Source organism: Serratia bockelmannii, from assembly GCF_008011855.1.
Classification (GTDB): Bacteria; Pseudomonadota; Gammaproteobacteria; order Enterobacterales; family Enterobacteriaceae; genus Serratia; species Serratia bockelmannii.
In genome coordinates this window covers 953,711-976,333 of record NZ_VOUX01000033.1, presented here as the reverse complement: position 1 = coordinate 976,333, position 22,623 = coordinate 953,711, and the positions used below count along the sequence as shown (strand labels likewise).

At 60.8% G+C, this 22,623-nt stretch carries 21 protein-coding genes, 1 tRNA gene and 2 pseudogenes; 18 read left to right on the top strand and 6 right to left on the bottom strand.

The genetic code is table 11. The features are described from left to right. Positions 1 to 257 precede the first annotated feature (257 nt). The 8 genes from ssuD (at position 258) to FOT55_RS21105 (ending at position 9,758) form a co-directional block, all read left to right on the top strand. Positions 258 to 1,430: an FMNH2-dependent alkanesulfonate monooxygenase gene (ssuD, locus tag FOT55_RS21140; protein ID WP_043143175.1), complete on the top strand. Its 1,173-nt coding sequence runs from the start codon at positions 258 to 260 to the stop codon at positions 1,428 to 1,430. Beyond that, positions 1,430 to 2,809, top strand: a complete 1,380-nt coding sequence (locus FOT55_RS21135) for an FAD/NAD(P)-binding protein (RefSeq protein WP_060447880.1) — start codon at positions 1,430 to 1,432, stop codon at positions 2,807 to 2,809. Before ssuD ends, FOT55_RS21135 begins: the two co-directional genes overlap by 1 nt. A gap of 84 nt (positions 2,810 to 2,893) precedes the next feature. Further along, positions 2,894 to 4,300 carry an LLM class flavin-dependent oxidoreductase gene (locus FOT55_RS21130; protein ID WP_147823982.1) on the top strand — a complete coding sequence of 469 codons (1,407 nt, stop codon included), beginning with the start codon at positions 2,894 to 2,896 and terminating at the stop codon, positions 4,298 to 4,300. A 7-nt stretch (positions 4,301 to 4,307) separates the two neighbouring features. Then, positions 4,308 to 5,327 carry a methionine ABC transporter ATP-binding protein gene (locus tag FOT55_RS21125; protein WP_147823981.1) on the top strand — a complete coding sequence of 340 codons (1,020 nt, stop codon included), beginning with the start codon at positions 4,308 to 4,310 and terminating at the stop codon, positions 5,325 to 5,327. Then, positions 5,324 to 6,028: a methionine ABC transporter permease gene (locus FOT55_RS21120; protein WP_016927110.1), complete on the top strand. Its 705-nt coding sequence runs from the start codon at positions 5,324 to 5,326 to the stop codon at positions 6,026 to 6,028. Before FOT55_RS21125 ends, FOT55_RS21120 begins: the two co-directional genes overlap by 4 nt. Before the next feature lie 2 nt (positions 6,029 to 6,030). Then, positions 6,031 to 6,906 carry a MetQ/NlpA family ABC transporter substrate-binding protein gene (locus FOT55_RS21115; RefSeq protein WP_147823980.1) on the top strand — a complete coding sequence of 292 codons (876 nt, stop codon included), beginning with the start codon at positions 6,031 to 6,033 and terminating at the stop codon, positions 6,904 to 6,906. Between the two features lie 183 nt (positions 6,907 to 7,089). Beyond that, positions 7,090 to 8,523, top strand: coding sequence for an MFS transporter (locus FOT55_RS21110; RefSeq protein WP_147823979.1), 1,434 nt, complete (start codon positions 7,090 to 7,092; stop codon positions 8,521 to 8,523). Between the two features lie 17 nt (positions 8,524 to 8,540). Next, positions 8,541 to 9,758 (top strand): acyl-CoA dehydrogenase family protein, encoded by a 1,218-nt coding sequence (locus tag FOT55_RS21105; RefSeq protein WP_033639920.1) that lies wholly within the window; start codon positions 8,541 to 8,543, stop codon positions 9,756 to 9,758. Between the two features lie 8 nt (positions 9,759 to 9,766). Here the strand turns inward: FOT55_RS21105 and FOT55_RS21100 are convergent, their stop codons facing one another. After that, positions 9,767 to 10,402: a flavodoxin family protein gene (locus FOT55_RS21100; RefSeq protein ID WP_049203554.1), complete on the bottom strand. Its 636-nt coding sequence runs from the start codon at positions 10,400 to 10,402 to the stop codon at positions 9,767 to 9,769. Between the two features lie 115 nt (positions 10,403 to 10,517). On the opposite strand from FOT55_RS21100, the gene FOT55_RS21095 reads away from it, so the two are divergent. From FOT55_RS21095 to FOT55_RS21085, 3 genes are all read left to right on the top strand, one after another. After that, positions 10,518 to 11,414 (top strand): LysR substrate-binding domain-containing protein, encoded by an 897-nt coding sequence (locus FOT55_RS21095; protein WP_049203552.1) that lies wholly within the window; start codon positions 10,518 to 10,520, stop codon positions 11,412 to 11,414. A gap of 69 nt (positions 11,415 to 11,483) precedes the next feature. Beyond that, positions 11,484 to 12,071 carry a nitroreductase family protein gene (locus tag FOT55_RS21090; RefSeq protein WP_043143183.1) on the top strand — a complete coding sequence of 196 codons (588 nt, stop codon included), beginning with the start codon at positions 11,484 to 11,486 and terminating at the stop codon, positions 12,069 to 12,071. Positions 12,072 to 12,202: 131 nt separating this feature from the next. After that, entirely contained in the window at positions 12,203 to 12,496 is a 294-nt protein-coding gene (locus FOT55_RS21085; protein ID WP_147823978.1) for a DUF2623 family protein, read from the top strand. 13 nt (positions 12,497 to 12,509) lie between these two features. Here FOT55_RS21085 and FOT55_RS21080 read toward each other — a convergent pair whose 3' ends face one another. Next, the gene (locus tag FOT55_RS21080) at positions 12,510 to 13,079 is read right to left on the bottom strand and encodes a helix-turn-helix domain-containing protein (RefSeq protein ID WP_102984420.1); all 570 of its coding nucleotides are present in this window, start codon (positions 13,077 to 13,079) and stop codon (positions 12,510 to 12,512) included. Positions 13,080 to 13,117: 38 nt separating this feature from the next. On the opposite strand from FOT55_RS21080, the gene FOT55_RS21075 reads away from it, so the two are divergent. Together FOT55_RS21075 and FOT55_RS21070 are read left to right on the top strand one after the other, a co-directional pair. Continuing rightward, positions 13,118 to 13,636: a GNAT family N-acetyltransferase gene (locus tag FOT55_RS21075; RefSeq protein ID WP_060433500.1), complete on the top strand. Its 519-nt coding sequence runs from the start codon at positions 13,118 to 13,120 to the stop codon at positions 13,634 to 13,636. Positions 13,637 to 13,653: 17 nt separating this feature from the next. Then, positions 13,654 to 14,094, top strand: a complete 441-nt coding sequence (locus tag FOT55_RS21070; protein ID WP_043143187.1) for a DMT family transporter — start codon at positions 13,654 to 13,656, stop codon at positions 14,092 to 14,094. Between the two features lie 86 nt (positions 14,095 to 14,180). On the opposite strand, the gene FOT55_RS21065 is transcribed toward FOT55_RS21070, so the two are convergent. After that, a complete protein-coding gene (locus FOT55_RS21065) occupies positions 14,181 to 15,044 on the bottom strand; it encodes a hypothetical protein (protein ID WP_230201396.1) in 864 nt (287 codons plus the stop codon). 243 nt (positions 15,045 to 15,287) lie between these two features. On the opposite strand from FOT55_RS21065, the gene FOT55_RS21060 reads away from it, so the two are divergent. The 3 genes and pseudogenes from FOT55_RS21060 to FOT55_RS25495 form a co-directional block, all read left to right on the top strand. After that, positions 15,288 to 16,019 carry a hypothetical protein gene (locus FOT55_RS21060; RefSeq protein WP_141998452.1) on the top strand — a complete coding sequence of 244 codons (732 nt, stop codon included), beginning with the start codon at positions 15,288 to 15,290 and terminating at the stop codon, positions 16,017 to 16,019. A gap of 220 nt (positions 16,020 to 16,239) precedes the next feature. Next, positions 16,240 to 16,849: pseudogene (locus FOT55_RS21055) on the top strand (transposase). A 51-nt stretch (positions 16,850 to 16,900) separates the two neighbouring features. After that, a pseudogene (locus FOT55_RS25495) lies at positions 16,901 to 17,122 on the top strand (MFS transporter TsgA); the annotation flags it as partial. A gap of 62 nt (positions 17,123 to 17,184) precedes the next feature. On the opposite strand, the gene FOT55_RS21050 reads toward FOT55_RS25495, so the two are convergent. Continuing rightward, a tRNA-Asn gene (locus FOT55_RS21050) sits at positions 17,185 to 17,260 on the bottom strand. 62 nt (positions 17,261 to 17,322) lie between these two features. Between FOT55_RS21050 and FOT55_RS21045 the strand changes: the two genes are divergently transcribed. Continuing rightward, positions 17,323 to 17,547, top strand: coding sequence for a hypothetical protein (locus tag FOT55_RS21045; RefSeq protein WP_145957800.1), 225 nt, complete (start codon positions 17,323 to 17,325; stop codon positions 17,545 to 17,547). 51 nt (positions 17,548 to 17,598) lie between these two features. Beyond that, entirely contained in the window at positions 17,599 to 18,522 is a 924-nt protein-coding gene (gene nac, locus FOT55_RS21040; protein ID WP_043139985.1) for a nitrogen assimilation transcriptional regulator NAC, read from the top strand. A 36-nt stretch (positions 18,523 to 18,558) separates the two neighbouring features. Here the strand turns inward: nac and FOT55_RS21035 are convergent, their stop codons facing one another. Both FOT55_RS21035 and opgB read right to left on the bottom strand, forming a co-directional pair. After that, on the bottom strand, positions 18,559 to 20,022 hold the full coding sequence (locus tag FOT55_RS21035) for an AMP nucleosidase (RefSeq protein WP_060433496.1): 1,464 nt from the start codon (positions 20,020 to 20,022) through the stop codon (positions 18,559 to 18,561). Between the two features lie 139 nt (positions 20,023 to 20,161). After that, positions 20,162 to 22,465 (bottom strand): phosphatidylglycerol--membrane-oligosaccharide glycerophosphotransferase, encoded by a 2,304-nt coding sequence (gene opgB, locus FOT55_RS21030; protein ID WP_147823977.1) that lies wholly within the window; start codon positions 22,463 to 22,465, stop codon positions 20,162 to 20,164. Positions 22,466 to 22,623 lie beyond the last annotated feature (158 nt).

Sequence of the window (22,623 nt, the reverse complement as noted above, 5' to 3'; positions counted from 1 at the left end):
GATGGGAAAAAAATCTTATCCCAGCCAATGGGCAGCCGCGAGAGGATAAAAGGCGCACGGTGCTGCATTGGCAACAGCTTTCCGCCGCTGCCTGCTGCCAATGCAGCAGTGTTTTGACGTCGATATTTCATCAATATATTGATATTTATTGGTTTTTTAAAATCTGCAATGTGGCATGCATCCTGCTTTTCTTTTTATAACCAAGCAAAGTTTTTCTATCGATAAATACTGAAAATAGTTATATAGGAAAGGCATAAATGACTGAGTCAGTGAAAGAGCGCATCAACGTTTTCTGGTTTCTGCCGACCCACGGCGACGGCCGCTATCTGGGCACGGCGCAGGGCGGGCGCCCGGTGGACCTGCCTTATTTGCAGCAGGTGGCGCTGGCTGCCGACAACCTCGGCTATTACGGCGTGCTGATCCCAACCGGTAAAAGCTGCGAGGATTCCTGGCTGGTGGCGGCGGCGCTGGCGCCGATCACCCGCCGGTTGCGCTACCTGGTGGCGGTGCGCCCCGGGCTGCAGCCGCCGAGCCTGGCGGCGCGCATGGCGGCGACGCTGGATCGGCTGTCGGACGGACGCCTGCTGATCAACGTGGTGACCGGCGGCGATCCGGTGGAAAACAAAGGGGATGGCATCTTCCTCAGCCATGCCGAACGTTACGAAGTGACACAGGAATTTCTCACGGTGTATCAACGGCTGCTGCAAGGGGAGAAGGTGGATTTCAGCGGTAAGCATATTCGCGTCGAAGGCGCCGAATTGCTGTTCCCGCCGGTGCAGGAAAACGGCCCGCCGCTCTATTTCGGCGGCTCATCGCCGGAAGCGATCGACATCGCCGCTGGGCAGATCGACACCTACCTGACCTGGGGCGAACCGCTGGCTCAGGTGGCGGAAAAGCTGGCGGCGGTGCGCCAGCGCGCCGAGCGGCAGGGGCGTAAACTCAGCTATGGCATTCGCCTACATGTTATCGTGCGCGAAACTGAAGACGAAGCCTGGGCGGCGGCCGAGCGACTGATCGCGCATCTGGATGACGACACCATCGCGGCGGCGCAGCAGATCTTTGCGCGCATGGACTCCACCGGCCAGCGCCGCATGAGCGAGCTGCACGGCGGCTCGCGCGAGAGTCTGCGCATCGGCCCCAACCTGTGGGCCGGCGTCGGCCTGGTGCGCGGTGGCGCCGGCACCGCATTGGTGGGCAATCCGCAGCAGGTGGCGGCGCGCATACGCGAGTATCAGGCGCTGGGCATCGACAATTTCATCCTTTCCGGCTATCCGCATCTGGAAGAGGCTCACCGCTTCGCCGAGCTGGTGATGCCGCTGCTGCCGCTGGCGCAGTCGGCTCATCAGACGGCTCGCACGATCAATACCGGCCCGTTTGGCGAAACCATCGGCGGCGATCGTCGTCCCGGCCCGGCGCAGCGGGAGGGCTGATGGCGAAGCGTGCCCATATTATCGTTATTGGCGGCGGTTTCACCGGCGCGGCGCTGGCGATCCAGCTGGCGCGCGGAGCGGTGGATGTCACGGTGATCGAACCGCGCGCCGCGCCGGGCTATGGCGTGGCGTATTCGACCACCGAGCCGACCCACCGCATCAACGTCCCGGCCGATAGGATGCAGCTGGCGGATGAGCCCGCGGGGGATTTTGACCGCTGGTTCCGTCAGGGCGGCGGGCTGACGGCCGATCCGCAGGCGTTATGGCGCGACGGTAAGGCCTATCCGCAGCGCGGCGCCTTCGGCCGCTATGTCGAGGAACGTTTTCATCAGGCGGCGCAGTCGGGCCAGGCCCGCTTGCGGCACCTGCGCGATCGGGCGCAGTACCTGCAGCCGCAGGCGCAGGGCGCGTCTGTCATCACCGCCGGCGGCGAACGGCTGTGGGGCGATTATGTGGTGTTGGCGACCAGCCATCCGCCGCCCGCGCTGCCGCGGCAGATCGCCCCGGAACTGGCGCGCGACGCGCGGTTAATCGCCAATCCCTGGGCGGAGGGGGCGCTGGATGAGATTGAACCCGATGAATCATTGGCGATCGTCGGCAGCGGGCTGACGATGGCCGATGCGGTGGCGGCGTTGCACCGCCGCGGGCATCGTGGGCCGATTACCGCGTTCTCTCGTCATGGCTTGTTGCCGCGTGCCAATGCCGAAGGGGAGTACCCGACGTGGTCGTTTACCCCGCCATCCGGACTGCGTGACGGGGTGCGGCAGGTGCGCCTTGAGGTGGCGCGCGCCGCTGGGCAACGGGTGCCGTGGCAGGCGGTGTTGGACGAGGTGCGCGCCCAGGGCCAGCGTCTGTGGCAAGCATTGACGCCGACCGAACAGCAGCGCTTTCTGCGGCATCTGCGCGCCTATTGGGACGTGCACCGCTATCGCATTGCACCGCAGGTGAGCACGTTGCTGGCGGAGCAACAGGCGGCGGGCACGCTGCAGGTATTGGCCGCTCGTTTGCGGCGGGCAGAACCCACGCCGCAGGGCGTGCGTTTGACGATTCTGCCGCGCCAGGGCGCAGAGCGGGCGCTGCAGGCGCAGCGGCTGCTGATCGCTACGGGTCCGGCCCATGCTGGCCTGATCGCCGCCAGCCCGTTGCTCAGCTCGCTGGCGGAGCAGGGGGCGCTGCGCGCCGATCCGCTGGGATTGGGGCTGTGGGTCAATGCCGACAGCCAGGCGATCGGCGGCGACGGCCTTGCCAACCCGCGCCTGCTGGTGGCCGGCCCGGCGGCGCGTGGCCGCTTCGGCGAACTGATGGGGCTGCCGCAGGTGGCGGAACACGCCCAAAGCGTCGCGCAATATCTGCTGGCGCGATGTCCGGCTGCAAACTGATCGTCCATTCCCGTTTTTAACACCCTAAGACCCCCCATCCGGCCCGGCTCCGCCCGTGGCCGGCAGATAATTGTGGAGCTCGCTATGTCATCGCAACGTGAAATTCGTCTTAACGCTTTTGATATGAACTGCGTCGGCCATCAGTCGCCGGGGCTGTGGGCGCACCCGCGCGACCGTTCCTGGCAGTATAAGGATCTCGAATATTGGACCGATCTGGCGCGCCTGCTGGAACGCGGCAAGTTCGATGGATTGTTTATCGCCGACGTGCTGGGGATTTACGACGTGCTTAACGGCAGCGGCGACGCGGCGATCCGCCAGGCGACGCAGGTGCCGGTTAACGATCCGCTGGCGCTGGTGACGCCGATGGCGCTGGTTACCGAACATCTCGGCTTCGGGTTGACCGCCTCGCTGTCATTTGAGCACCCTTATCCTTTCGCCCGCAGATTGTCGACGCTTGATCACCTGACTAAGGGGCGTATCGGTTGGAATATCGTCACTTCTTACCTGGAGAGCGGCGCGCGCAATATTGGCCACCGGGCGCAGACCGATCACGATGCGCGCTACGACTACGCCGATGAATACCTACAGGTGGTTTACAAGCTGCTGGAGGGCAGTTGGGAAGACGGCGCGATTTTGCGCGATCGTCAGCGGCGCATCTTCAGCGATCCGGCGAAAATTCATCCGATCAACCACAAAGGCGAGTTCTTCCAGGTGCCGGGCATTCACCTGAGCGAGCCTTCGCCGCAGCGCACGCCAGTGTTGTATCAGGCCGGCGCTTCCAGCCGTGGCAAGCAATTTGCCGCGGAGCACGCCGAATGCGTGTTTGTCGCCTCTCCTTCGAAAATCTTGCTGAAAAAAACCGTGGCCGATATCCGCCGCCGCGCCGCCGAGGCCGGGCGCGACCCGCGCAGCATCCTGATCTTCAACCTGCAGACGGTGATCGTCGGTGAAACTGACCGGCAGGCGCAGGAAAAATGGCGGGAATACAAATCCTATACCAGCTACGAAGGCGCGCTGGCGCTGGTGTCCGGCTGGACCGGCATCGATTTCGGTCAGTATCAGCCGGATCAGGTGCTGAAGCATCTGCACACCAATGCCATTCAGTCGGCGGTGGAAACTTTCTCCAGCGCCGATCCCAGCCGTGAATGGACCGTACAGGGCATCGCCGAATGGGTCGGCATCGGCGGTTTCGGCCCGCTGTTGGTGGGCGGCCCGCAAACCGTGGCCGACGAACTGCAGGCGTGGGTGGAGGAAACGGATGTTGACGGTTTCAATTTGGCCTACGCCGTTACCCATGAAACCTTCACCGACGTGGTGGAACTGCTTATCCCCGAGCTGCAAAAACGCGGAGTGTATAAGCGCGACTACACAGCGGGCACTCTGCGAGAAAAATTGTTCAATCAGGGGTCGCGCCTGGCAGAGCCGCACCCGGCGGTGGGCTACCGCTGGCCGGCCGGCGCGCTCTTGGCCGATGCACTGAGCGTCAAGTGAGGATGCGATGATAGAGATTGAAGGATTGCACAAGGCTTACCGCGCGCCGGACGGGCGACGGATTGAGGTGCTGAAGGGCGTTTCGCTGCAGGTGCCGGCCGGATCGATTACCGCCGTGGTCGGCCCCAGCGGGGCGGGCAAATCGACGCTGGCGAAATGCATCAGCCTGCTGGAGCGGCCGAGCAGCGGCAGTATCCGGGTGAACGGCCAGGACTTGTCGCGGCTTGCGGGCGAGGCGCTGCGCAGGGAGCGGCGGGCGATAGGCACGGTGTTCCAGTCTTCCGCGCTGCTGCAGCGTAAAACCGCCTGGCAGAATGTGGCGCTGCCGTTGACCTATCTGGGCGTGGTGCCGCGCGATATCGACAAGCGGGTAAAGAGCCTGCTGGCAGCGGTAGGGTTGGCGGACAAGGCGGCGTTTTACCCGGCTCAACTGTCCGGCGGCCAGCGCCAAAGGGTCGGCATCGCCCGCGCGCTGGCGCTGAATCCGTCGGTGCTGCTGGCGGATGAGGCCACTTCCGGGCTGGATCCGGACGCCACCGGGGCCATTCTCAGCCTGCTTAAACAGCTGCGCGATCGGTATGGCCTGTCGATCATCCTGATCACCCACGAGATGGATGCGGTGCGCGACGCCGCCGACGCGGTGGCCGAGATCCGCGACGGCGTGATTGTGCAGCAAGGGCCGGTGCGCGAGCTGTTGGCGGCGCCCGATTCCTCGCTGGGCCGCCAGCTGTTCCCGCTGAAGACGCTGGCGTCCGACGCCGCGTTGCGGCTGCAGGTGACCTATTCCGCCCGTCAGCCGGCGGCCATCGACTGGATCAGCCGCATCAGCCGCCAACTCGACCTGCAGATCGATCTGCTGGGCGGCCACGTTGAAGTGGTGGGCGGCAGCCTGGCCGGGCGGTTAGAGATTGCGGTGCGTTTTGGCGGCGGTTCGCGTTCGGTCGCTGAACTGCAGGGCGAGCTGCGGCGGTTGGGCATTCTCGCCGAGGTGCTGGAACAGCCGGCGGCCTTGCAGGAGGCGGTATGAAAAATCTGTCTGACAGCGTGATGAGCCAGGACACACCCTGGCGCGAGATCCATCGGTTGATGCTGCCGGCCTACGGCGAAACCTGGCTGATGGTCGGCATCGTGATGCTGTTTGTGGTGGCGATCGGCGGCGCCGTCGGCGTGGTGTTGTTCAATACCTCATCGCGCGGCTTGTTTCCGCGTCCGGCGCTGAATCGCGCGCTAAGCTGGTTAGTGAACATGGGCCGTTCGCTGCCGTTTCTGGTGCTGATGGCGGCGATTATTCCGTTCACCTTCTGGTTGACCGGCACCACCATCGGCATTCCGGCGGCGGTGATCCCGATGATCGTCGCCGGCATTCCGTTCTTTGGCCGGCTGGTGGAGAACGCGCTGCGCGAACTGCCGCCGGAGGTGACGGCGGTGGGGCTGGTGTCCGGCGGTTCGATCTGGCAGATAGTCACACGCGCGCAGCTCAGCGAGGCGCTGCCGGCGATCGTCGCCGCCATCACGCTGAACGTCATCTCGATGATCGAGTATTCGGCCATCGCCGGCACCATTGGCGCGGGCGGCATCGGCTATCTGGCGGTGGTGTACGGTTACCAGCGTTTCGACAATCACATCATGATCGCCACCATTGTGGTGCTGATCGCCACGATTCAACTGATTCAGTTTATTGGTGACCGCCTGGTCGCCGCGTTGCGTCATCATCAGGAAACCTTTTAATCATGCCTAATCACGATTTTGAGATAGTGAAGAAGAAACGCTGGCCGTGGCCGGTGGGTATCGCGGCGGTGGCGATTGTCGCCGCCGCGGTTTGGCACTTCAGCGCCGGCCAGCAGCAGACGGTGCAGTTCGGCAGCACGCTGAAAGTGCACTTTGAGCCGGCGATGGCCGGAGAGCAGCGGGTGATCGAGTACGTCGGCGACCATATCGCGCCGGATTACGGCCTCAGGCTGGAGGCGGTTGGCCTGCAGGATCCGGTGCAGGCCGATCGTGCGGTGGCGCAGGGGCAGTACGCCGCCACGATCTACCAGCACCAATGGTGGCTAAAGCAGGTGGTAGATGCCAACGGTTTTAAGCTGACCCCGACGCTGCCGGTGTTTCAGTGGGCGTTTGGCATTTATTCCGACCGCTATAGGTCGATCGCGGAGTTGCCGGACGGCGCGGAGATCGTGGTGCCCAACGACGGCGCCAATCAGGGGCAGGCGTTGTGGCTGCTGCAGCGCATTGGACTGATTGGGCTGGATCCGGCGATTGAGGCGCGCACCGCCAGGCTGAAAGACATTCGCGGGAACAAACGCCATTTTAACTTCAAGGAGCTGGATTTGCTGACCATGCCGCGCGCGCTGAATTCGGTCGATGCGGCCATTGGCTATGTGTCGCAGTTCGACGCCGGCAAGGTGCCGCGTGAGAAGGGCATCTTGTTCCCACCGGCGCCGAAAACCTTCGCCTCGCAGCTGGTGATTGGCACGCCCTATCTGCAGGACGAAAATATTCGCAAGCTGCAGCGGGCGTTTGCCGATCCCAGGTTGCAGGCGTGGCTGAAAAGCACCGACGACCCGCTGGTGAAAGGCGTGCTGGTGCCGGTCTCGGCAGAATAATCCCCGCCCGAAATGACCGTGATAAAGACCGGATTAACGCGCGTTAATCCGGCGTTTTTGTTATGCTGTAACTGTGTTTAATTTATTGATATTAATGATATTTATAGAAGAAATTGTTGTTTGTCGGCGTAATTTTTTCACCCTATAAACGAGGTGTCACCTGCCAATTACAACGAGGAAGCTATGAGTACCTTAAATATCGATACCGCGCCGCCGTTATCTGCGCCCATCGGCTCGGCCAGCGATGTGGCGCGTTTGATTAACCAGCGCAGCGAGAAAAATACCCATGCGCGCATGATCGTGCTGTTGGCGCTGGGCGGTGTTTTTCTCGATGCCTATGACCTGACCACGCTGTCTTACGGCATCGATGACGTGGTGCGTGAATTCAGCCTCAGCCCGCTGCTGACCGGGGTGGTAACTTCTTCGATCATGGTCGGGACCATTCTCGGCAACCTGGTCGGCGGCTGGTTGACCGATAAGTACGGCCGCTATCAGGTGTTTATGGCCGATATGCTGTTTTTTGTGGTTTCCGCCATCGCCGCCGGGCTGGCGCCCAACGTCTGGGTGCTGATCGGCGCACGCTTTTTGATGGGTATCGGCGTCGGCATTGATTTGCCGGTGGCTATGGCCTATCTGGCCGAATTCTCCAAATTCACCGGCAAGGCCAACAAGGCGTCGCGCCTGGCGGCCTGGTGCCCGAGGTGGTACGCCGCTTCGTCGGTGTGTTTTCTGATCATCTTTGCGCTCTATTTTCTATTACCGGCCGAATATGCGAACTGGCTGTGGCGCGCCTCGTTGATTTTCGGCGCCGTGCCGGCGTTGCTGATCATCATGGTGCGCAGCAAGTTTATGAACGAGTCGCCGCTGTGGGCCGCTAACCAGGGCGATCTGAAAGAGGCGGCGCGCATCCTGCGCGAGTCATACGGCATTGCCGCCCATGAGGCGGAACCTGACGCCGCCCAACCGGCGGCGCCGCCGAAGGTCAGCTTCCGCGTGCTGTTCCGCAAGCCGTACCGCGAGCGCACGCTGGTCGCCAGCGTGATGAACGTTTGCATTTCCTTTGAATACACCGCCATCGCCTTCTTTCTGCCGTCGATTCTGGCGCAGTTTCTCGGCGCCGGGGTGTTTGAAACTATCTCCGCTTCGCTCGGGCTGAACGTGCTGTTCGCTTTTACCGGTGGCCTGCTCGGCATGCATCTGGCATGGAAGTATCCGTCGCGCCACGTGGCGATCGCCGGATTCGCGCTGCAGTTTATCGCGCTGATTGCCCTGGCGTTGATCGGACATCCGCAGGCGGCGTTCGGCGTTGGGCTGGCGATCCTGATGTTGGGCCTATGGCTGTTCGCTGAAGGATTCGGCCCCGGCGCGCAGATGATGATTTATCCGGCGCTCTCTTACCCGACGGCGATCCGCGCCACCGGCGTCGGTTTCGGCCGTTCGCTGTCCGGTATCGGCAGCGCGCTGGCGCTGTTTATTCTGCCGATTTTGCAGGCGCGCTTCGGCACCGACATGTTTTGGATTGTTTCACTGGCGGCGGCGATCCCCGTCGTCTTCCTGCTGATCATTCGCTTTGAACCGACGGCGCACGATATCGACGATCTGGCCGATCGCGCTTAACCACAGAGGACACTGACATGACGCAACACCTGTTATCCACCGGAGCAGACTACGCACAGCTGGCCGCGCGTTTTCGGCCGATCTTCGCCGAAATCGCCGCCGGGGCGGTGGAGCGAGAGCTGTCGCGCACGCTGCCGCATGAACCGATCCGTTGGCTGAAAGAGGCGGGGTTCGGCAGGGTGCGCCTCCCGCGTGAAAAGGGCGGCGACGGCGCTTCGTTGCCGCAGCTGTTCGAACTGCTGGCCGAACTGGCGGAGGCGGACTCTAACCTGCCGCAGGCGCTGCGGGCGCATTTCGCCTTCGTGGAAGATCGGCTGAACGCGCCGGACGGCCCGGAGCGCGATCGCTGGTTCGAACGCTTTCTCGACGGCGAGCTGGTCGGCAGCGGTTGGACCGAGATCGGCGGCGTGAAGCTGGGGCAGGTCAATACCCGGGTAACGCCGCAGGCTGACGGCTGGTCGCTCAACGGCGAGAAATTTTACAGCACCGGCAGTCTGTTTGCCGATTGGATCGACGTGTATGCCGAGCGCAGCGACAGCGGCGGCCCGGTGATCGCTTTGGTGAACGTCGCCCAGCCGGGCGTAGAGCGCGACGACGACTGGGACGGATTTGGCCAACGCACTACCGGCAGCGGCACCACGCGTTTTATTGATGCGCGGGTCGAGCAGGCGCACGTCTATGACTTTGCCGAGCGCTTCCGCTACCAAACTGCGTTCTATCAGCATGTGTTGTTGGCGACGCTGGCGGGGATCGGTCGCGCGGTGCTGCGAGACGTCGGCGAGGGCGTGAGGCAACGTAAAAGGATCTATAGCCACGGCAACGCCGGTTGGGTGAAGGACGACGTGCAGATCCAGCAGGTGGTGGGGCAAATCAGCGCCTGGGCCTATGCGGTTGAGGCGACGGTGCTAAAAGCGACTTCCTCGCTGCAGCAGGCTTACGAGGCGCATCGATCCGGCGATGAAGCGCTGCTGCAGGCGCTTAACGTGACGGCGGAACTGGACGCCGCCAGGGCGCAGGTCATCGCCGGGGAGTGGGTGCAGCGCGCCGCCGGTGAATTGTTCAATGCGCTCGGCGCTTCAGATACCCGTACCGGCAAGGCGTTGGATCGCCACTGGCGCAATGCGCGCACGCTCTCTTCACATAATCCGGTGATCTACAAGGCGCGCAATATCGGTGACTGGGAAATTAACCGCCATACGCCGACCTTTATCTGGCAAATCGGCAGTGGCGGTTGAGGCCGTGGCTATTCCGTCCAAACCTGCGTGCTGCGCGGGCTGTCCATCTGATAATCCGAGTAGGGGCGGGTGAAGAACTCGCGCCCCAACTCGCGGGCGGCCTGCAGCGGGTTGCGCGGATCGCGGGCGATCTCACCGCGCTGGTTGCCGGCGCCGTGCACCAGCCCGACGAAGGCGGAATGGGTGTAACGGCTGAACTCCTGGATCTGATGCACGATGCCCAGCGCCGCGCCAGGATAAGTTTCTTCCGACGCCACCGCCAGCCCGATGCGTTTGCCGCTCATGCGTTGGTGCACCTGTTCCGCCTGAGGGTAGGCGTTGGAATAGAAGCTGAACGAGCGATCGAAAAAGGCCTTGGTTTGCGCCGACATGCCGTACCAGTAAATCGGCGTGCAAAATACCGCGCCGTCGGCCGGCAGGAAGTGCTCCAGGAACAGCTCGGCGTAGCGATCGCCCGGCGGCGGCGTATGGCGTTCATCGCTCAGAAAACCGCTCAGGTAATCATCGAGAAAATGCAGGCTGGCGACGGTGCCGGCTTCGGCGGCGCCCACCAGGATCGCCTGCGCCAGCGTGGCGCTGTTGCCGTCACGGCGCGGGCTGCCGACCAGCACAACCAGACGTTTGGATTGATGAGTTGTATTCATGTCATGTTCCTCGGTATGAAGTGAATTCAACCCTACTTTAGAAACAAGTGACGGCAGGCGACAAATGACGGCTTTTCTGCCAGGATGAATTAAACTCACCTAGAGGGATTTCGCCATGTTCGCCACGCTGCCCGTCAACGCATTACGCACCTTTGAATCCGCCGCTCGCCTGCGCAGCTTCAAGCTGGCGGCGGCCGAGCTGGCGGTGACGCCGACGGCGATCTCGCACCAGATCAAAGCGCTCGAGCAGCAGTTGGGGTTTGCGCTGTTCGAGCGAGTGCCGCGCGGCGTGCGGCTGACGGCGAAGGGAGAAACGCTGTTCGCCGGGGTGCACGGCGCGCTGCTGGACGTCGCCGCCACGCTCGAAGGCCTGCGACCGCAGCCCAGCAGCGGCTCGCTGTGCGTCTCGGTGACGCACTCGTTCGCGGCGCTGTGGTTGGTGCCGCGCCTGGGGCGTTTCTACCAGGCGTACCCGCACTATCTGGTGCGCCTGGAGGCCTGCGCCGAGGTGATCGATCTGCAGCAGGACGCCAGCGTGGATGTGGCGGTGCGCTACAGCCGCGCACACTATCCCTCGCTGCATCAGACGGCGCGGCTGGAGGAGAGCTTTGGCGTTTACGCCGCGCCGGGGCTGGCTGCCGCCGAACCGGAAAATCCGGTGCTGATCACCGTGAAGTGGGGGGATTCTGCGCTGTACGACAGCGGTTGGCATGACTGGTGCCGGGCCGCCGGCGTGGACTGGTGGCAGCGCCATGCGGCGATGCGCAGCTATCACGAGGAACATTACGCCCTGCAGGCGGCGGTGGCCGGGCAGGGGTTGGTGCTCGCCAGCTCGGTGATGGTGTCCGAGATGGTGGACAACGGTCTGCTGGTGGCGTACCGGCCGGAGGTGCGCGTTCCGGGTGCCGCGTACAGCGTGTTGTGCGCGCCGGGACGCGAGCGGCACCCGCCGGTCAGGGCGTTTCTCGCCTGGCTGCAGCAGGAACTGCCGCAAGGCAATGGCACGAAATAAAAGTTTTACCGTCCTAAGCTGTGGGAATATCAGCGAACTTTTGTTTTTACTTCACTGCGAGAACCTATCATGAGCCAGCCAAGAACCTCCGATTACCCGATTGACGCGCAATTTATCGAGCGCTGGTCGCCGCGCGCGATGACCAACGACGCCATCGACGATCAAACGCTGCTGAGCTTCTTTGAAGCGGCGCGCTGGTCGCCTTCGGCCTACAACATTCAGCCGTGGCGCTTTGCCTACAGCAAGCACGGCTCCGACAGCTGGGAGAACTACCTGGAGTTCCTGATCGACTTCAACCGCGGCTGGGCGCAGCACGCCTCGGCGCTGGTGGTGATCGTCTCCAAAACCACCAGCCTGAACGGCGAGCGGCTGGTGGACAACCCGACCCACGCGTTCGACACCGGCGCCGCCTGGGCCAACCTGGCGCATCAGGCGCACCTGAAAGGCTGGCTGACCCACTGCATGAGCGGCATTCACCACGACAAGATCAAAGCGGCGTTGCAGCTGCCGGACGACTATGCGGTGCACGCCATGGTGGCGATCGGCAAACCGGGCGACAAAGCCCGCCTGCCGGATTTCCTGCAGGAAAAAGAGGCGCCGTCGGGCCGCCTGCCGCTGGGCAAGACCGTCAGCGAAGGGCTGAATTTCACGCTGTGATTGCCCGCGTTCTCGCCGAGGCCCGCTTTGCGGGCCTTTTTATGCGGCGAGTAAAACTTTGGGAGTATGTTCGCGTTCGCTTATTCGCTGTATATTTTGTTATATAGCGATTGCGTAATGAGGAGGAACCCGTGGGAGATCATTTTGGCAAAGGGTTGTTGGCGGGGTTAAAGGCAGAGAGCCTGAAGCCGGAGACGGAGCTGTCGCGCTTTTGCTCCGACTACAAGCGCGGCTTTGTGCTCGGTTATGCGCACCATTTGGCGCAGCGCTGCGGCGACGAAAACCGGGCGGCGTTCGAGGCCGGGCAGCTGAGCCGCGCCTATGGCCTCGGCAGTGAGCCGATGAGCGAGTTCTTTTCCGGCGGCGACAGCCGGCTGGCGGCGAAGTTTTTCCGCGCCGGCTATAACCGGCCGACGCAGGGCTAGCGCGGGCGGGGTGTCAGGCGGCGCTCAGCACCGCCACCATATACACGCACGGTTGGTCGCTCTGGTTTTCAAAGCGGCAGTCCGCCGGCGGGCCGAGCTCCAGGCAGTCTCCCTCGGCCATGTCATGGCGCGCGTCACCTTCCACAAAGACCAACTCACCGGATAAGACCCAGATCAGCTGGCGCTTGAAGGCATACACCGAAGCCGGCATAGGGATCGTCGCGCCGGCCGGCAGTTCGATACGCACCAGATCGAGCGGCAGATCGGTGCGCGGCGAAACGTGGCGCCGCACGTAGCCGCTCTCCGGATCGACCCAGACCGGTTGATCTTCCCGGCGTAGCAGCCGGCCTTCCTGCGTTTCCGCCCGGGCGATCAGCTTGGACATGCTGAGGCCGAACGCCCCCGCCAGCCTGGCCAGCAGCATCGCCGTCGGGCTGCTCTCGCCGCGCTCGATCTTATGAACCATCGCCCGTGAAACGCCCGCCTGCTCGGCCAGATCGGACAGCGACCAGTGGCGCGCCTCGCGTTCAATGCGAATGCGTGCGCCGATCAGCTGATTTAGATTGTCTAATTTAATATTCATATCGTAGTATTATAATGGACAATTGGCCGGGGTAAACCATGATTATACGAAATGCGACGCTTAACGATAGCGCGGCGATTGCCGCCATCTATAACGACGCGGTGTTGAACAGCACCGCCATCTGGAATGAACAAACGGTGGATGCGGCCAATCGCGCGGCGTGGATCGGCGAACGGCAGGCGGCGGGCTACCCGGTGCTGGTGGCGGTGAACGGCGCGGACGAGGCGATCGGCTACGCGTCGTTCGGTGACTGGCGCGCCTGGGACGGCTATCGCCATACCGTAGAACACTCGGTGTATGTCCATCAGGCGCATCGCGGTGAAGGGATTGGCAAAGCGCTGTTGATCGCCCTGATCGCACGGGCGCGGGAGATCGGCAAGCATGTGATGGTGGCCGGCATCGAATCCGGCAATCAGGCCTCCATTCAGCTGCACCTGGCGCTCGGGTTCCGCGAGGTGGGGCGCATGGAGCAGGTGGGTGCCAAATTTGGCCAATGGCTGGATCTGACTTTCCTGCAGCTGACGCTCGACGAGCGGGCGGAGCCGCCGGCGCGCTGATCCCGGGAGGCAGGGCGATGAATATGCTATTGCTGCTGATCGCGGCGGGAATGGGGCTGGTGGTGCAGAATCTGCTGATGGTGCGCATTACCGAAAGCGTCTCGACCATCCTTATCACGCTGGTGATCAACTCCAGCGTCGGTTTGCTGCTGCTGGTGGGGTTGCTGCTGGCCAAAAACGGCCTCGGCGCGGTGGCGGAAGTGACCGGCGCCGCCAGGTGGTGGATGCTGCTGCCGGGGCTGTTGGGATCGCTGTTCGTGTTCGCCGGTATCCTGGGCTACCAAAAACTGGGGGCGGCGGCCACCATCTCGATCCTGGTCGCCAGCCAGCTGTGCATGGGGCTGCTGGTGGACGTCTACCGCGCCGGCCCGGCGGCGCTGCGCGAGAATCTGCCGGCGCTGTTCGGCGCCTTGCTGCTGGTGGCGGGCGCCTATCTGGTGGCGAAACGCAGCTTTTGAGGGAACGGTTTGCCGCCGCCGGGATAGTTTCTGCGTCTTGAACTATGCCGCATGTTATCGGGGGAAATTATTCCCCCGATAACAATCTAGTAAACATAGTCATATTTTATTTCTGCAACGTGGTTGTAGACGTTATCCCGGTTTTTCTTCACGTCTTTAATTAAAATTGAAATGTTTTGCTGAGCATTAATGCATCTTCCAAACTTATCCCAGCTTTTACAGGTGGTCGTGGTCGTTTCTGTGGTGAAGGACTTCATCACTTCTTTGCTGGTTAACTCTCTATCGTCGTTATCATAAGTAAAATCTCCGGTGGTTGTACCTGATAGTGTTCTTGTTAAACGGTTTTTAGCGTCATAACTATAGGCGGTGTTGCCACTGTCATTGCCCAGCGTACTAACGCGTTTTGCCTCGGACAGCCTCCCGGCGTCATCGGCTAAAAATGTTGTTACCGCCTTGCTTGACTGGTGCTTTTGCTTGATGAGCAGGTCGGATGCCTCTTCCGATCGGACGATTCGGCCACCGTCACCGGTGAGCACGGTGCCGCTGATTTCTTGCGCCATCAGCTCATGGCGGGCATTGCCATTCTCAATCATAGACATGTTAAATGTTGAGCTGTAATCCCAGTTGTTATGGTTTTTATCAAGCGTGCTGCTGAACTGGATCACTAAAATACTCTTGTTAATTTGTGACCTGACGGTTTTTTTAGCGCGTGAATGCAGCAGGGTACCGCAGTCATCAAATTCTACCTGGGAATCAGCCGAGATATAGTCATCCTTGCTGGTTATACGCATGCTGATTTTTTTAGGCGTTTTCTTAGCTGACCACTCTTGAGCCAAGATGGCATTGTTAAAGGCGTTGTTGGCTGATGTTTTTTCAGAGCAGAGGTTTTCATTTGCATATACATTGCATGAATAAATAATCGGCAAACAGAACAACATTGATTTTTTCAAAGTGAACACTCCATGTCATAGCACATTGATGTTGTATGATTATATCTACGTATTGCCATATATCGCAACTTTCGCCAGCCTGGGCAACAGGCCATCCGTTTTTGCAAAGATAACGGAAAACAGGCCAGAGCGTTCATGAATCGGTACCTGTCGTTACGTTACACAATATATACTATGGTATTGTAATTTTAGAGCATGTACTATTATCGTAACTATACGACTGTAGTGATGGATATTTATGCTATGCTAACATCTGACCCACGTTATCAACTTCTAGCAGTATATAGTGCACAACATCTCCGTGCTGTTGCTGGCAGAGTCATTGCTCGTGCTGAGCTGACACCTCTGAATTTTTCTACGCTGCTCTGGCGCTCAATGTGGCAATCACCAATTCCACCTCTTTTACACCCTGAATCAGGTCACGAATTTTTACAGGAAAACGGCTGCCCCTATCCACGACCTTATGGCCTTGAGTCGTGGATCACGACCAACAATAAAGGTATTCTTGATTTCCAGTCTGCTAATAAGATTATTTATTTGGCTGGTTTTATTGAAAAAGACTGGGGTCTTAGCAGGCAAATGCCAATATGGAGAAAACACGCAACGAGTCGGATCAATGGCTATGCATATAATATTGTTCAGATGTTTATGTATGATGGGCTTTCGGATGCTTATCCAACTGAATACTATGTTACGTTCGACTACGATCTTTTGAGTGACGAGTTGAAAAACACAAGGCTTAATCGCTGGGTGTCTACATACCAAAAAAAATCGAAAGATCCCTTTGTCGTTGCATCAATGGAAATTACTCGGATATCTAATGCGAGATCAATATTTCTATGGCAAATTACGCTTGAGACAGTTAAAGGGTTATGTACATCTTTAACGGTGGAGGCTACACCGGGTAATTCATATTTAAGCTATTTTCACCCCGTCAGACAAAAGCGAGTTCATCCGTTTATTGGCTATATTTGAATGCTCAAAGGATATAGTATTAAAGGGGGGGGTATGTGCTATGCGATAAATTTACTCTGTAAAACCTAAGGGTATAGGCGTGGAGCAAGAAGATGAAATATAATACCACTCAGTCGCCGTAGAATTTCTCGGCCAAAACCGTGCGAATAGAGACTGTAATTTAAATTGTGTATCTGCCTGTTTTTGATATGTTCATTCCCACAACGGAGACAGGCAAATTATGGATGAAAATAAACTCAAAGTGCTGGCTGCTGAACTGGCCAAAGGCCTTAAAACCGAAGCCGACCTAAACCAGTTTTTCCGGATGCTGACAAAGCTTACCGTCGAAACGGCGCTCAATGCAGAAGTGAGCGAGCACCTCGGACACGAGAAAAACGCGCCCAAAAAGCTCAAAGACCCGCAATGGCTACTCGTTAAAACGCTGCTGAGTGATGATGGCGAGAGCGAGCTGAGCACCCCGCGTGACCGTGAAAATACCTTTGAACCTCAGTTACCAGACGCGTATTACGCAGATGGACATCCAGATTTGGTCCCTCTACGCCAAAGGCACGACCTCCCGCGAAATCGTCGCCACGTTCAAGGAAATGTACGATACGGACGTGTCTCCCACGCTGATATCTAAAGTCACCGATGCAGTTAAAGAACAGGTGACAAAGTGGTAAAGTAGGCCTCTTGATGTACTGTATCCCATTGTTTATCTTGACTGTATCGTGGCGAGGGTTCGTCAGGCTGGCAGCGTGATTAACAAAGCCGTATTCCTCGCTCTGGGCATTAATACAGAAGGTGATCTTGACCCGCTATCTCCAGACAGCTTTTGTATCTTGAGTTAACAATGCCCGCAGGCGTCGGTATTCTCCCGGGGAGTGATATCCCAGTGCGAAACGAGGGTTTCCTCACCCAAGCTGGTGAATTTCATTCTGACCAGTGGAACAGTCGGCACCATGTTGACCTTTGTGGTCACCGGGCCATTTGTGGCGCACTTAGGCGTACATGCGGTGCTGGTTATGGCGGATGTGCTGTATTTTTTGGTCTTTATTCTCTGCTTTGCCCTGGGGTTCTGCACTCGGCACCACTTGCACGGCGGCAACGCCGAAAATATCTGACTCGCGCCGTGCCGAATAGCAAAAAGCCCGCTCGGGTTTCCCTGAGCGGGCTTCTCTAAATATGGCTCCTCTGACTGGACTCGAACCAGTGACATACGGATTAACAGTCCGCCGTTCTACCGACTGAACTACAGAGGAATCGTTTGAACGGGGCGAATAATAGCGGGGCGGTTGCGGCTTGTAAAGCGTGAAGACGTCCGATGCGTTCGTTTGCTGCAAGATTGCCCAACCTGCTGCTTTTTCTCGCTTTTGTCGCTTATCCCGCGCGCAGCGCCGCCGGGTTGCCCGTTGTTTGGCGCATTTGCCTGCCGATGGTGCAACGGTTGCCCTGCGCGGTGGCGCGCGCCGCCCGGCGAACGGCCATTTACCGCCTTGTACCCCGCTTCCACGGCCGTTTACCGACTCTGGCCTGGATCTTGCTGTGATTGCATGACCGGATTTCGGCATTCTCAATTTAGCGGCTCGCTGGAGGCACTATGAATTTCAGACGTCTGAAGTACTTCGTGAAAATCGTCGATATCGGCAGCCTGACTCAGGCGGCGGAGGTGTTGCACATCGCCCAGCCGGCGCTCAGCCAGCAGCTGGCGACGCTGGAAGGAGAGCTGAAGCAACAGCTGCTGATCCGCACCAAGCGCGGGGTGCAGCCGACCGAGGCCGGCAACATTCTGTATGCCCACGCGCAGACCATTCTGCGCCAGTGCGAGCAGGCGCAGAGCGCGGTTAACAGCGCCGGACAGGCGATGAGCGGCCAGGTGTCTCTCGGGTTGGCGTCAGGCAGCACCGCGGCGCAGCTGGCGCTGCCGTTGCTGCAGACTCTGCGCGATCAGCAGCCGGGTATCCTGCTCAGCCTGCATGAAAACGGCGGCACGACGCTCACCGGACAGGTGGCTAACCAGACGCTGGACATGGCGATGGTCTACGGCGCCAAAATGCCCGCTGGGCTGCACGCCATCGCGTTGATGCGGGAAGATCTCTATCTGGTGGCGACGCGCGCGGTGCCGCATCCCGGCAACAGCGTCGAGCTGCTGGACGTGGCGCGGCTGAACCTGTTCCTGCCGCGCGAGGGCGATGCGGTGCGCAACCAGCTGGAGGAGGCGATGGCGCTGCGCAAGCTGGCTGCCAACGTGGTGGGGGAGATCGAATCCTCGGGTGCGTTGAGCGCCGCGATCGCCAGCGGGCTGGGGGCGACCGTGCTGCCGGAATCGGTGGCGCGCGCGATGATCGGCCCGGCCAAGGCCTGGATGGCACGCATCAATGCGCCGACGATGTCGGTGCCGCTGGCGTTGTGCATGTCGGGTCAACAGGCGCTGTCCGCCCCGGCGCTGCTGGTCAAAGATCTGCTGCTGTCGATCGCCGGCGGCCGCAGCCAGGAAAAACGCGCACTGGCGCTGGTGCGTTGAGGAAAAAACGGCCCGCCGCAGCGGGCCTGAGCACCGTTACCGGAACGGCGGTTCGTTGAAGGTGCGCAGCTTGCGCGAGTGCAGACGATCGCCCTCAGCGCGCAGCAGATCGATGGCGCAGATGCCAATCTGCAGGTGCTCGGAGATCGCCCCTTCGTAGAAGCGGTTGGCCTGGCCCGGCAGTTTTATTTCACCGTGCAGCGGTTTGTCGGAGACGCACAGCAGCGTGCCGTACGGCACCCGGAAGCGGTAACCCTGAGCGGCGATGGTGGAGCTCTCCATGTCGACCGCCACCGCGCGGCTGAGGTTGAAGCGCCGCGCCGAAGCGGAGTAACGCAGCTCCCAGTTGCGATCGTCGGTGGTGACCACCGTGCCGGTGCGCAAACGCTGTTTGACCTCTTCACCGGGCATGCCGCTGACCATCTTGGTGGCGTCGTACAGGGCGCGCTGCACCTCGGCGATGCTCGGGATCGGGATATCCGGCGGCAGCACCGCATCCAGTACGTGATCGTCGCGCAGATAGGCGTGGGCCAGCACGTAATCGCCGATCTTCTGGCTTTCGCGCAGGCCGCCGCAGTGGCCGATCATCAGCCAGGCGCTCGGGCGCAGCACCGCCAGATGATCGCAAATGGTTTTGGCGTTGGACGGGCCGACGCCGATGTTGATCAGCGTGATGCCCTGGCCGGTGCGCGAGATCAGGTGATAGGCCGGCATCTGGTGGTTTTTCCACGCCAGATCGGACACCGCCTGTTCGGGCGCGCTGGTTTCCGGCGTGATGTAGGTGCCGCCGGCGCTGGAGAGCGCGATGTACGGGCTGGCCGGATCGGCGATCTGCGCGCAGGCCCAGCGCACGAACTCGTCCACATAGCGGGTGTAGTTGGTGAACAGCACGAACGGCTGGAAATGCTCCACCGGGGTGCCGGTGTAGTGCCGCAGACGCGCCAGCGAGAAATCCGCGCGCAGCGCATCGAAATGCGACAGCGGGAAATGGTTGTCGGTGGTGTGATACAGACCGTCGGCGGTCTCGTCACCGATCTGCGCCAGCTCGGTGGTGGGGAAATGCTGCGCGATACCGGCGCTCATTGAGCGATCGAGCGCCAGGCTGGACCCGTCGATCACATAAGGGAACGGGATCTCCTGCTGCGACGGCGCCACTTCAATATGGGCGGCGTAGTCGTGTTCCAGCATCGCCAGCTGTTCGGCCAGATAGTGGCGGAACAGCTGCGGCCGGGTCACGGTGGTGCTGTAGCTGCCGGGATGGGTAAAGCGGCCGAAGGCGCGGGTTTTGTTCGGGCCGGACTGCTGCCCGTCCCAGCTGACGCGCAGCTCGGGATACACGAACAGCCCGGCGGTGCGCGCCTGCGGGTCCGGCAGGGTGCCGTGGCTGATAAAGTCACTGACCGCCTGCCGCAGCGCGTCTACCGCGGCGTCATACAGGGCTTCCAGTTGATCGAGTGCCTGATCGGCGCTGAGGCCGCTGCGAGGTGGGGCATAGCTCATACTTTCTCCTTCGATGTCCCGGCTCTGGGGCGGGATTGGCGGCATTTCACCGTCACAGGTTAGCCGAAGCAGGGCGTAAAAGCTTGGTCGAAATGACGGGCACGGCAAAGAAATTACCGCGCCCGTGAAGGCGGGGGGATCAGGAGGCGGGAGCGGCCGCTTCGACCTTCAGCGATACCAGGCCGATGCCCAGCTTCTTCGGCGTGAAGCCGCCGCTGGCGCTCTCTTTCGGCTCGGTCGGTGCCGGCGGGGTAATGCTGATCTTCTGCGCGCCGCGCGGGTTGTCGAAGCGCAGGGTGACGGTGCTGTCCTGCTCGCCGAGCGACACGAAGCGCTCTTCGTCGCCGACGCGCACCGAAATTGGTTCGCCGACGTTGTTGCCGTAGGCGCGGGCGCGCAGCACCAGATCAAAGGTCTTCGGCAGCGGGTCGACGTAATCGATGTCGACCGCCGGCGCCAGGTTGGCGTCGGACCAGCGGCCCCACTCCTCGACGGCGGAAACGCCGGTAATGGCCTTCACCTGCTCCGGCAGGCCGGGCAGCATGAACTCGATGGCGTCCGCCCGGTATTTCACCGCCGCATCGTCCACCTGCAGGCGAGCGACGGCGTTTTGGTAATCGGCGACGCTGTCCGTCGCCGGGCCGGTGAAGTTCACCTTGCCGTTGAAGCGTTCGCCGCTGGCCTGCGCGATCTGCGGCGGCGAGGCCAGGGTGCCGGAGGCCACGCAGATGTCGGTGCTCAGCGCCAGCTGCGGCGCCCAGACCCGGCCGATCTCGTAGCATTTATCGACCCAGACGAATTTCTCCCCCGCGCCCAGCCCGGCCAGCTGTTTGCGCAGCGGGGTGGAGAGGTAGACGTTGAACATCGGTTCGATGCGGTTGTCGCCCACCCGCAGGATGAACGGCACCTTGTAAGTGACGCCGGAGAAGCTGAAGCTGCGTTGGCGCGTGTCCACGCTGTAGTCGCTGATGCGGTTCGGCAGGCCCCACTGGTTGATCACCGCCGGTTTCCAGCCGTTAATTTTCTCTTCGATATTCAGGAACACCGTAGACAGCGACGGCGCCGACAGGCTGCTGCGGCCGAGGCCGATGTAGTTGTCGCCGCCCATCACGTCCAGCACCGTGGCGCCGTTGTCCAGCGTGCTGCGCTTCTCGTTGCGCTGCTCCGCCTGCGGCCGGGTGCCGTCGATGATGAAGAACAGGTTGCGGCGCTTCTGTTTGGTCAGGATGTCGTAGGCGGTGTTGTTCATCGCCAGATGATCGGAGGAGACCACGATCACGGTGTTGCTGAAATAGGGCGAGCGTTTGATTTTGTCGATCAGCGCGGCGATGTGTTGCTGGCTGCAGGCCACCGCGCTCAGCGAGCGGTTTTCCTTGTTCTGCCAGGCGTAGCTTTTCTTGCTGCAGCCGGCGGAGATAAAGCCGTCCGGGTGATGGGTATCGACGGTCAGGGTAAACAGCGAGAACGGTTGGCGCTGTTTGGACAGCTCGACGAACTTGCCGTACACCACGTCCAGCACGCTGTCGTCGTACCAGCCCCAGTCGTTTTTGTAGCTCGGATCGGCGACCTGTTCGCGCAGCTCTTTGAAGCCGTAAACGTGGTCGAAGCCGTGGGATTTCAGGAAGGTGTCTTTACCGGCGAACGCCAGCTCGGCGCCCTGATAGAAATAGTTGCTGTAGCCGGCGGCCTTCAGCACGTCGCCCAGGCAGACGTTCTCCGGGTAGAAGGTGGAGACCGCGCTGGAGGCGTTGCCGTCGAAGGGCGCGAACAGCGGAATGCCGCACTGTGAGGCGACCATGCCGGCGATGGTGTAACCGGTGCCCGGCAGCTGTTGGGTGTTGCTGAAATCGATGCTGTCCGCGCGCAGGGCGTTCAGCTCATCGGCCAGGCCGGGAAACAGCTCGGTATCGAAGTAGGTGCGCTCCAGGCTCTCGGCATAGATGTACACCAGGTTCGGCCGTTTGCCCTGCACGGTTTTTTTCGGCGCTTTGTAGTAAGTGGTGAAATCGGCGGTATCGCCGACGATCTGGCTCTTGACCAGCAGCGAGATGTCCTGAAATGCCGGGGTGGTGCCGACCGAAAACAGCGCCAGCAGCACGGCGACGATACTGTAGGCCACGCTGCTGCCTTTGGCTTTGCGGCGCAGCAGGCTGCGGGCCAGCACCGCGAAGATAAGCCCCAACGCCGCCAGCAGGCCGATGAACGGCAGCACGTATTTGCTGATGCCCGCGCCTTTGAGGCTGCTGGTGACGGTGTAAATCACCGCGTCGGTGATGCCGTCGCCGGTAAAGTAGTTGCTGGCGATCAGAATAACGTTCAGCACCAGATAGCTGCCGAGCAGCGTCAGCAAAATGGCGAACCACCAGCGGTTGGCGGCGGCCCGGGTGCGATAAATCAAAATCGACGCCAAGAAGAGAACAAACGAAACGACTGCTAAAACCATCCGCCAAACCCTGTCTGATTGAAAAAACGTTGCTGCCCTGGTCTGCGCCGCCGACCGTGCCGCGGCGCGAAAAGTGAAGGGTATAGCCTATTGCCGGCGGCGGAACAACGCGCGATCTCCCGCTACGGCCGACGAACGGCGGCTATTGTACATTTTTA

Excerpts from the sequence above, each read along its gene's own strand:
- FOT55_RS21135 (WP_060447880.1), top strand. The coding sequence starts at position 1,430 with ATGGCGAAGCGTGCCCATATTATCGTTATTGGCGGCGGTTTCACCGGC.
- FOT55_RS21100 (WP_049203554.1), bottom strand. The coding sequence starts at position 10,402 with ATGAATACAACTCATCAATCCAAACGTCTGGTTGTGCTGGTCGGCAGC.
- FOT55_RS21095 (WP_049203552.1), top strand. The coding sequence starts at position 10,518 with ATGTTCGCCACGCTGCCCGTCAACGCATTACGCACCTTTGAATCCGCC.
- nac (WP_043139985.1), top strand. The coding sequence starts at position 17,599 with ATGAATTTCAGACGTCTGAAGTACTTCGTGAAAATCGTCGATATCGGC.
- FOT55_RS21130 (WP_147823982.1), top strand. The coding sequence starts at position 2,894 with ATGTCATCGCAACGTGAAATTCGTCTTAACGCTTTTGATATGAACTGC.
- FOT55_RS21090 (WP_043143183.1), top strand. The coding sequence starts at position 11,484 with ATGAGCCAGCCAAGAACCTCCGATTACCCGATTGACGCGCAATTTATC.
- FOT55_RS21045 (WP_145957800.1), top strand. The coding sequence starts at position 17,323 with ATGCGTTCGTTTGCTGCAAGATTGCCCAACCTGCTGCTTTTTCTCGCT.
- FOT55_RS21105 (WP_033639920.1), top strand. The coding sequence starts at position 8,541 with ATGACGCAACACCTGTTATCCACCGGAGCAGACTACGCACAGCTGGCC.
- FOT55_RS21125 (WP_147823981.1), top strand. The coding sequence starts at position 4,308 with ATGATAGAGATTGAAGGATTGCACAAGGCTTACCGCGCGCCGGACGGG.
- ssuD (WP_043143175.1), top strand. The coding sequence starts at position 258 with ATGACTGAGTCAGTGAAAGAGCGCATCAACGTTTTCTGGTTTCTGCCG.
- FOT55_RS21075 (WP_060433500.1), top strand. The coding sequence starts at position 13,118 with ATGATTATACGAAATGCGACGCTTAACGATAGCGCGGCGATTGCCGCC.
- FOT55_RS21120 (WP_016927110.1), top strand. The coding sequence starts at position 5,324 with ATGAAAAATCTGTCTGACAGCGTGATGAGCCAGGACACACCCTGGCGC.
- FOT55_RS21115 (WP_147823980.1), top strand. The coding sequence starts at position 6,031 with ATGCCTAATCACGATTTTGAGATAGTGAAGAAGAAACGCTGGCCGTGG.
- FOT55_RS21070 (WP_043143187.1), top strand. The coding sequence starts at position 13,654 with ATGAATATGCTATTGCTGCTGATCGCGGCGGGAATGGGGCTGGTGGTG.
- FOT55_RS21035 (WP_060433496.1), bottom strand. The coding sequence starts at position 20,022 with ATGAGCTATGCCCCACCTCGCAGCGGCCTCAGCGCCGATCAGGCACTC.
- FOT55_RS21060 (WP_141998452.1), top strand. The coding sequence starts at position 15,288 with ATGCTAACATCTGACCCACGTTATCAACTTCTAGCAGTATATAGTGCA.
- opgB (WP_147823977.1), bottom strand. The coding sequence starts at position 22,465 with ATGGTTTTAGCAGTCGTTTCGTTTGTTCTCTTCTTGGCGTCGATTTTG.
- FOT55_RS21080 (WP_102984420.1), bottom strand. The coding sequence starts at position 13,079 with ATGAATATTAAATTAGACAATCTAAATCAGCTGATCGGCGCACGCATT.
- FOT55_RS21110 (WP_147823979.1), top strand. The coding sequence starts at position 7,090 with ATGAGTACCTTAAATATCGATACCGCGCCGCCGTTATCTGCGCCCATC.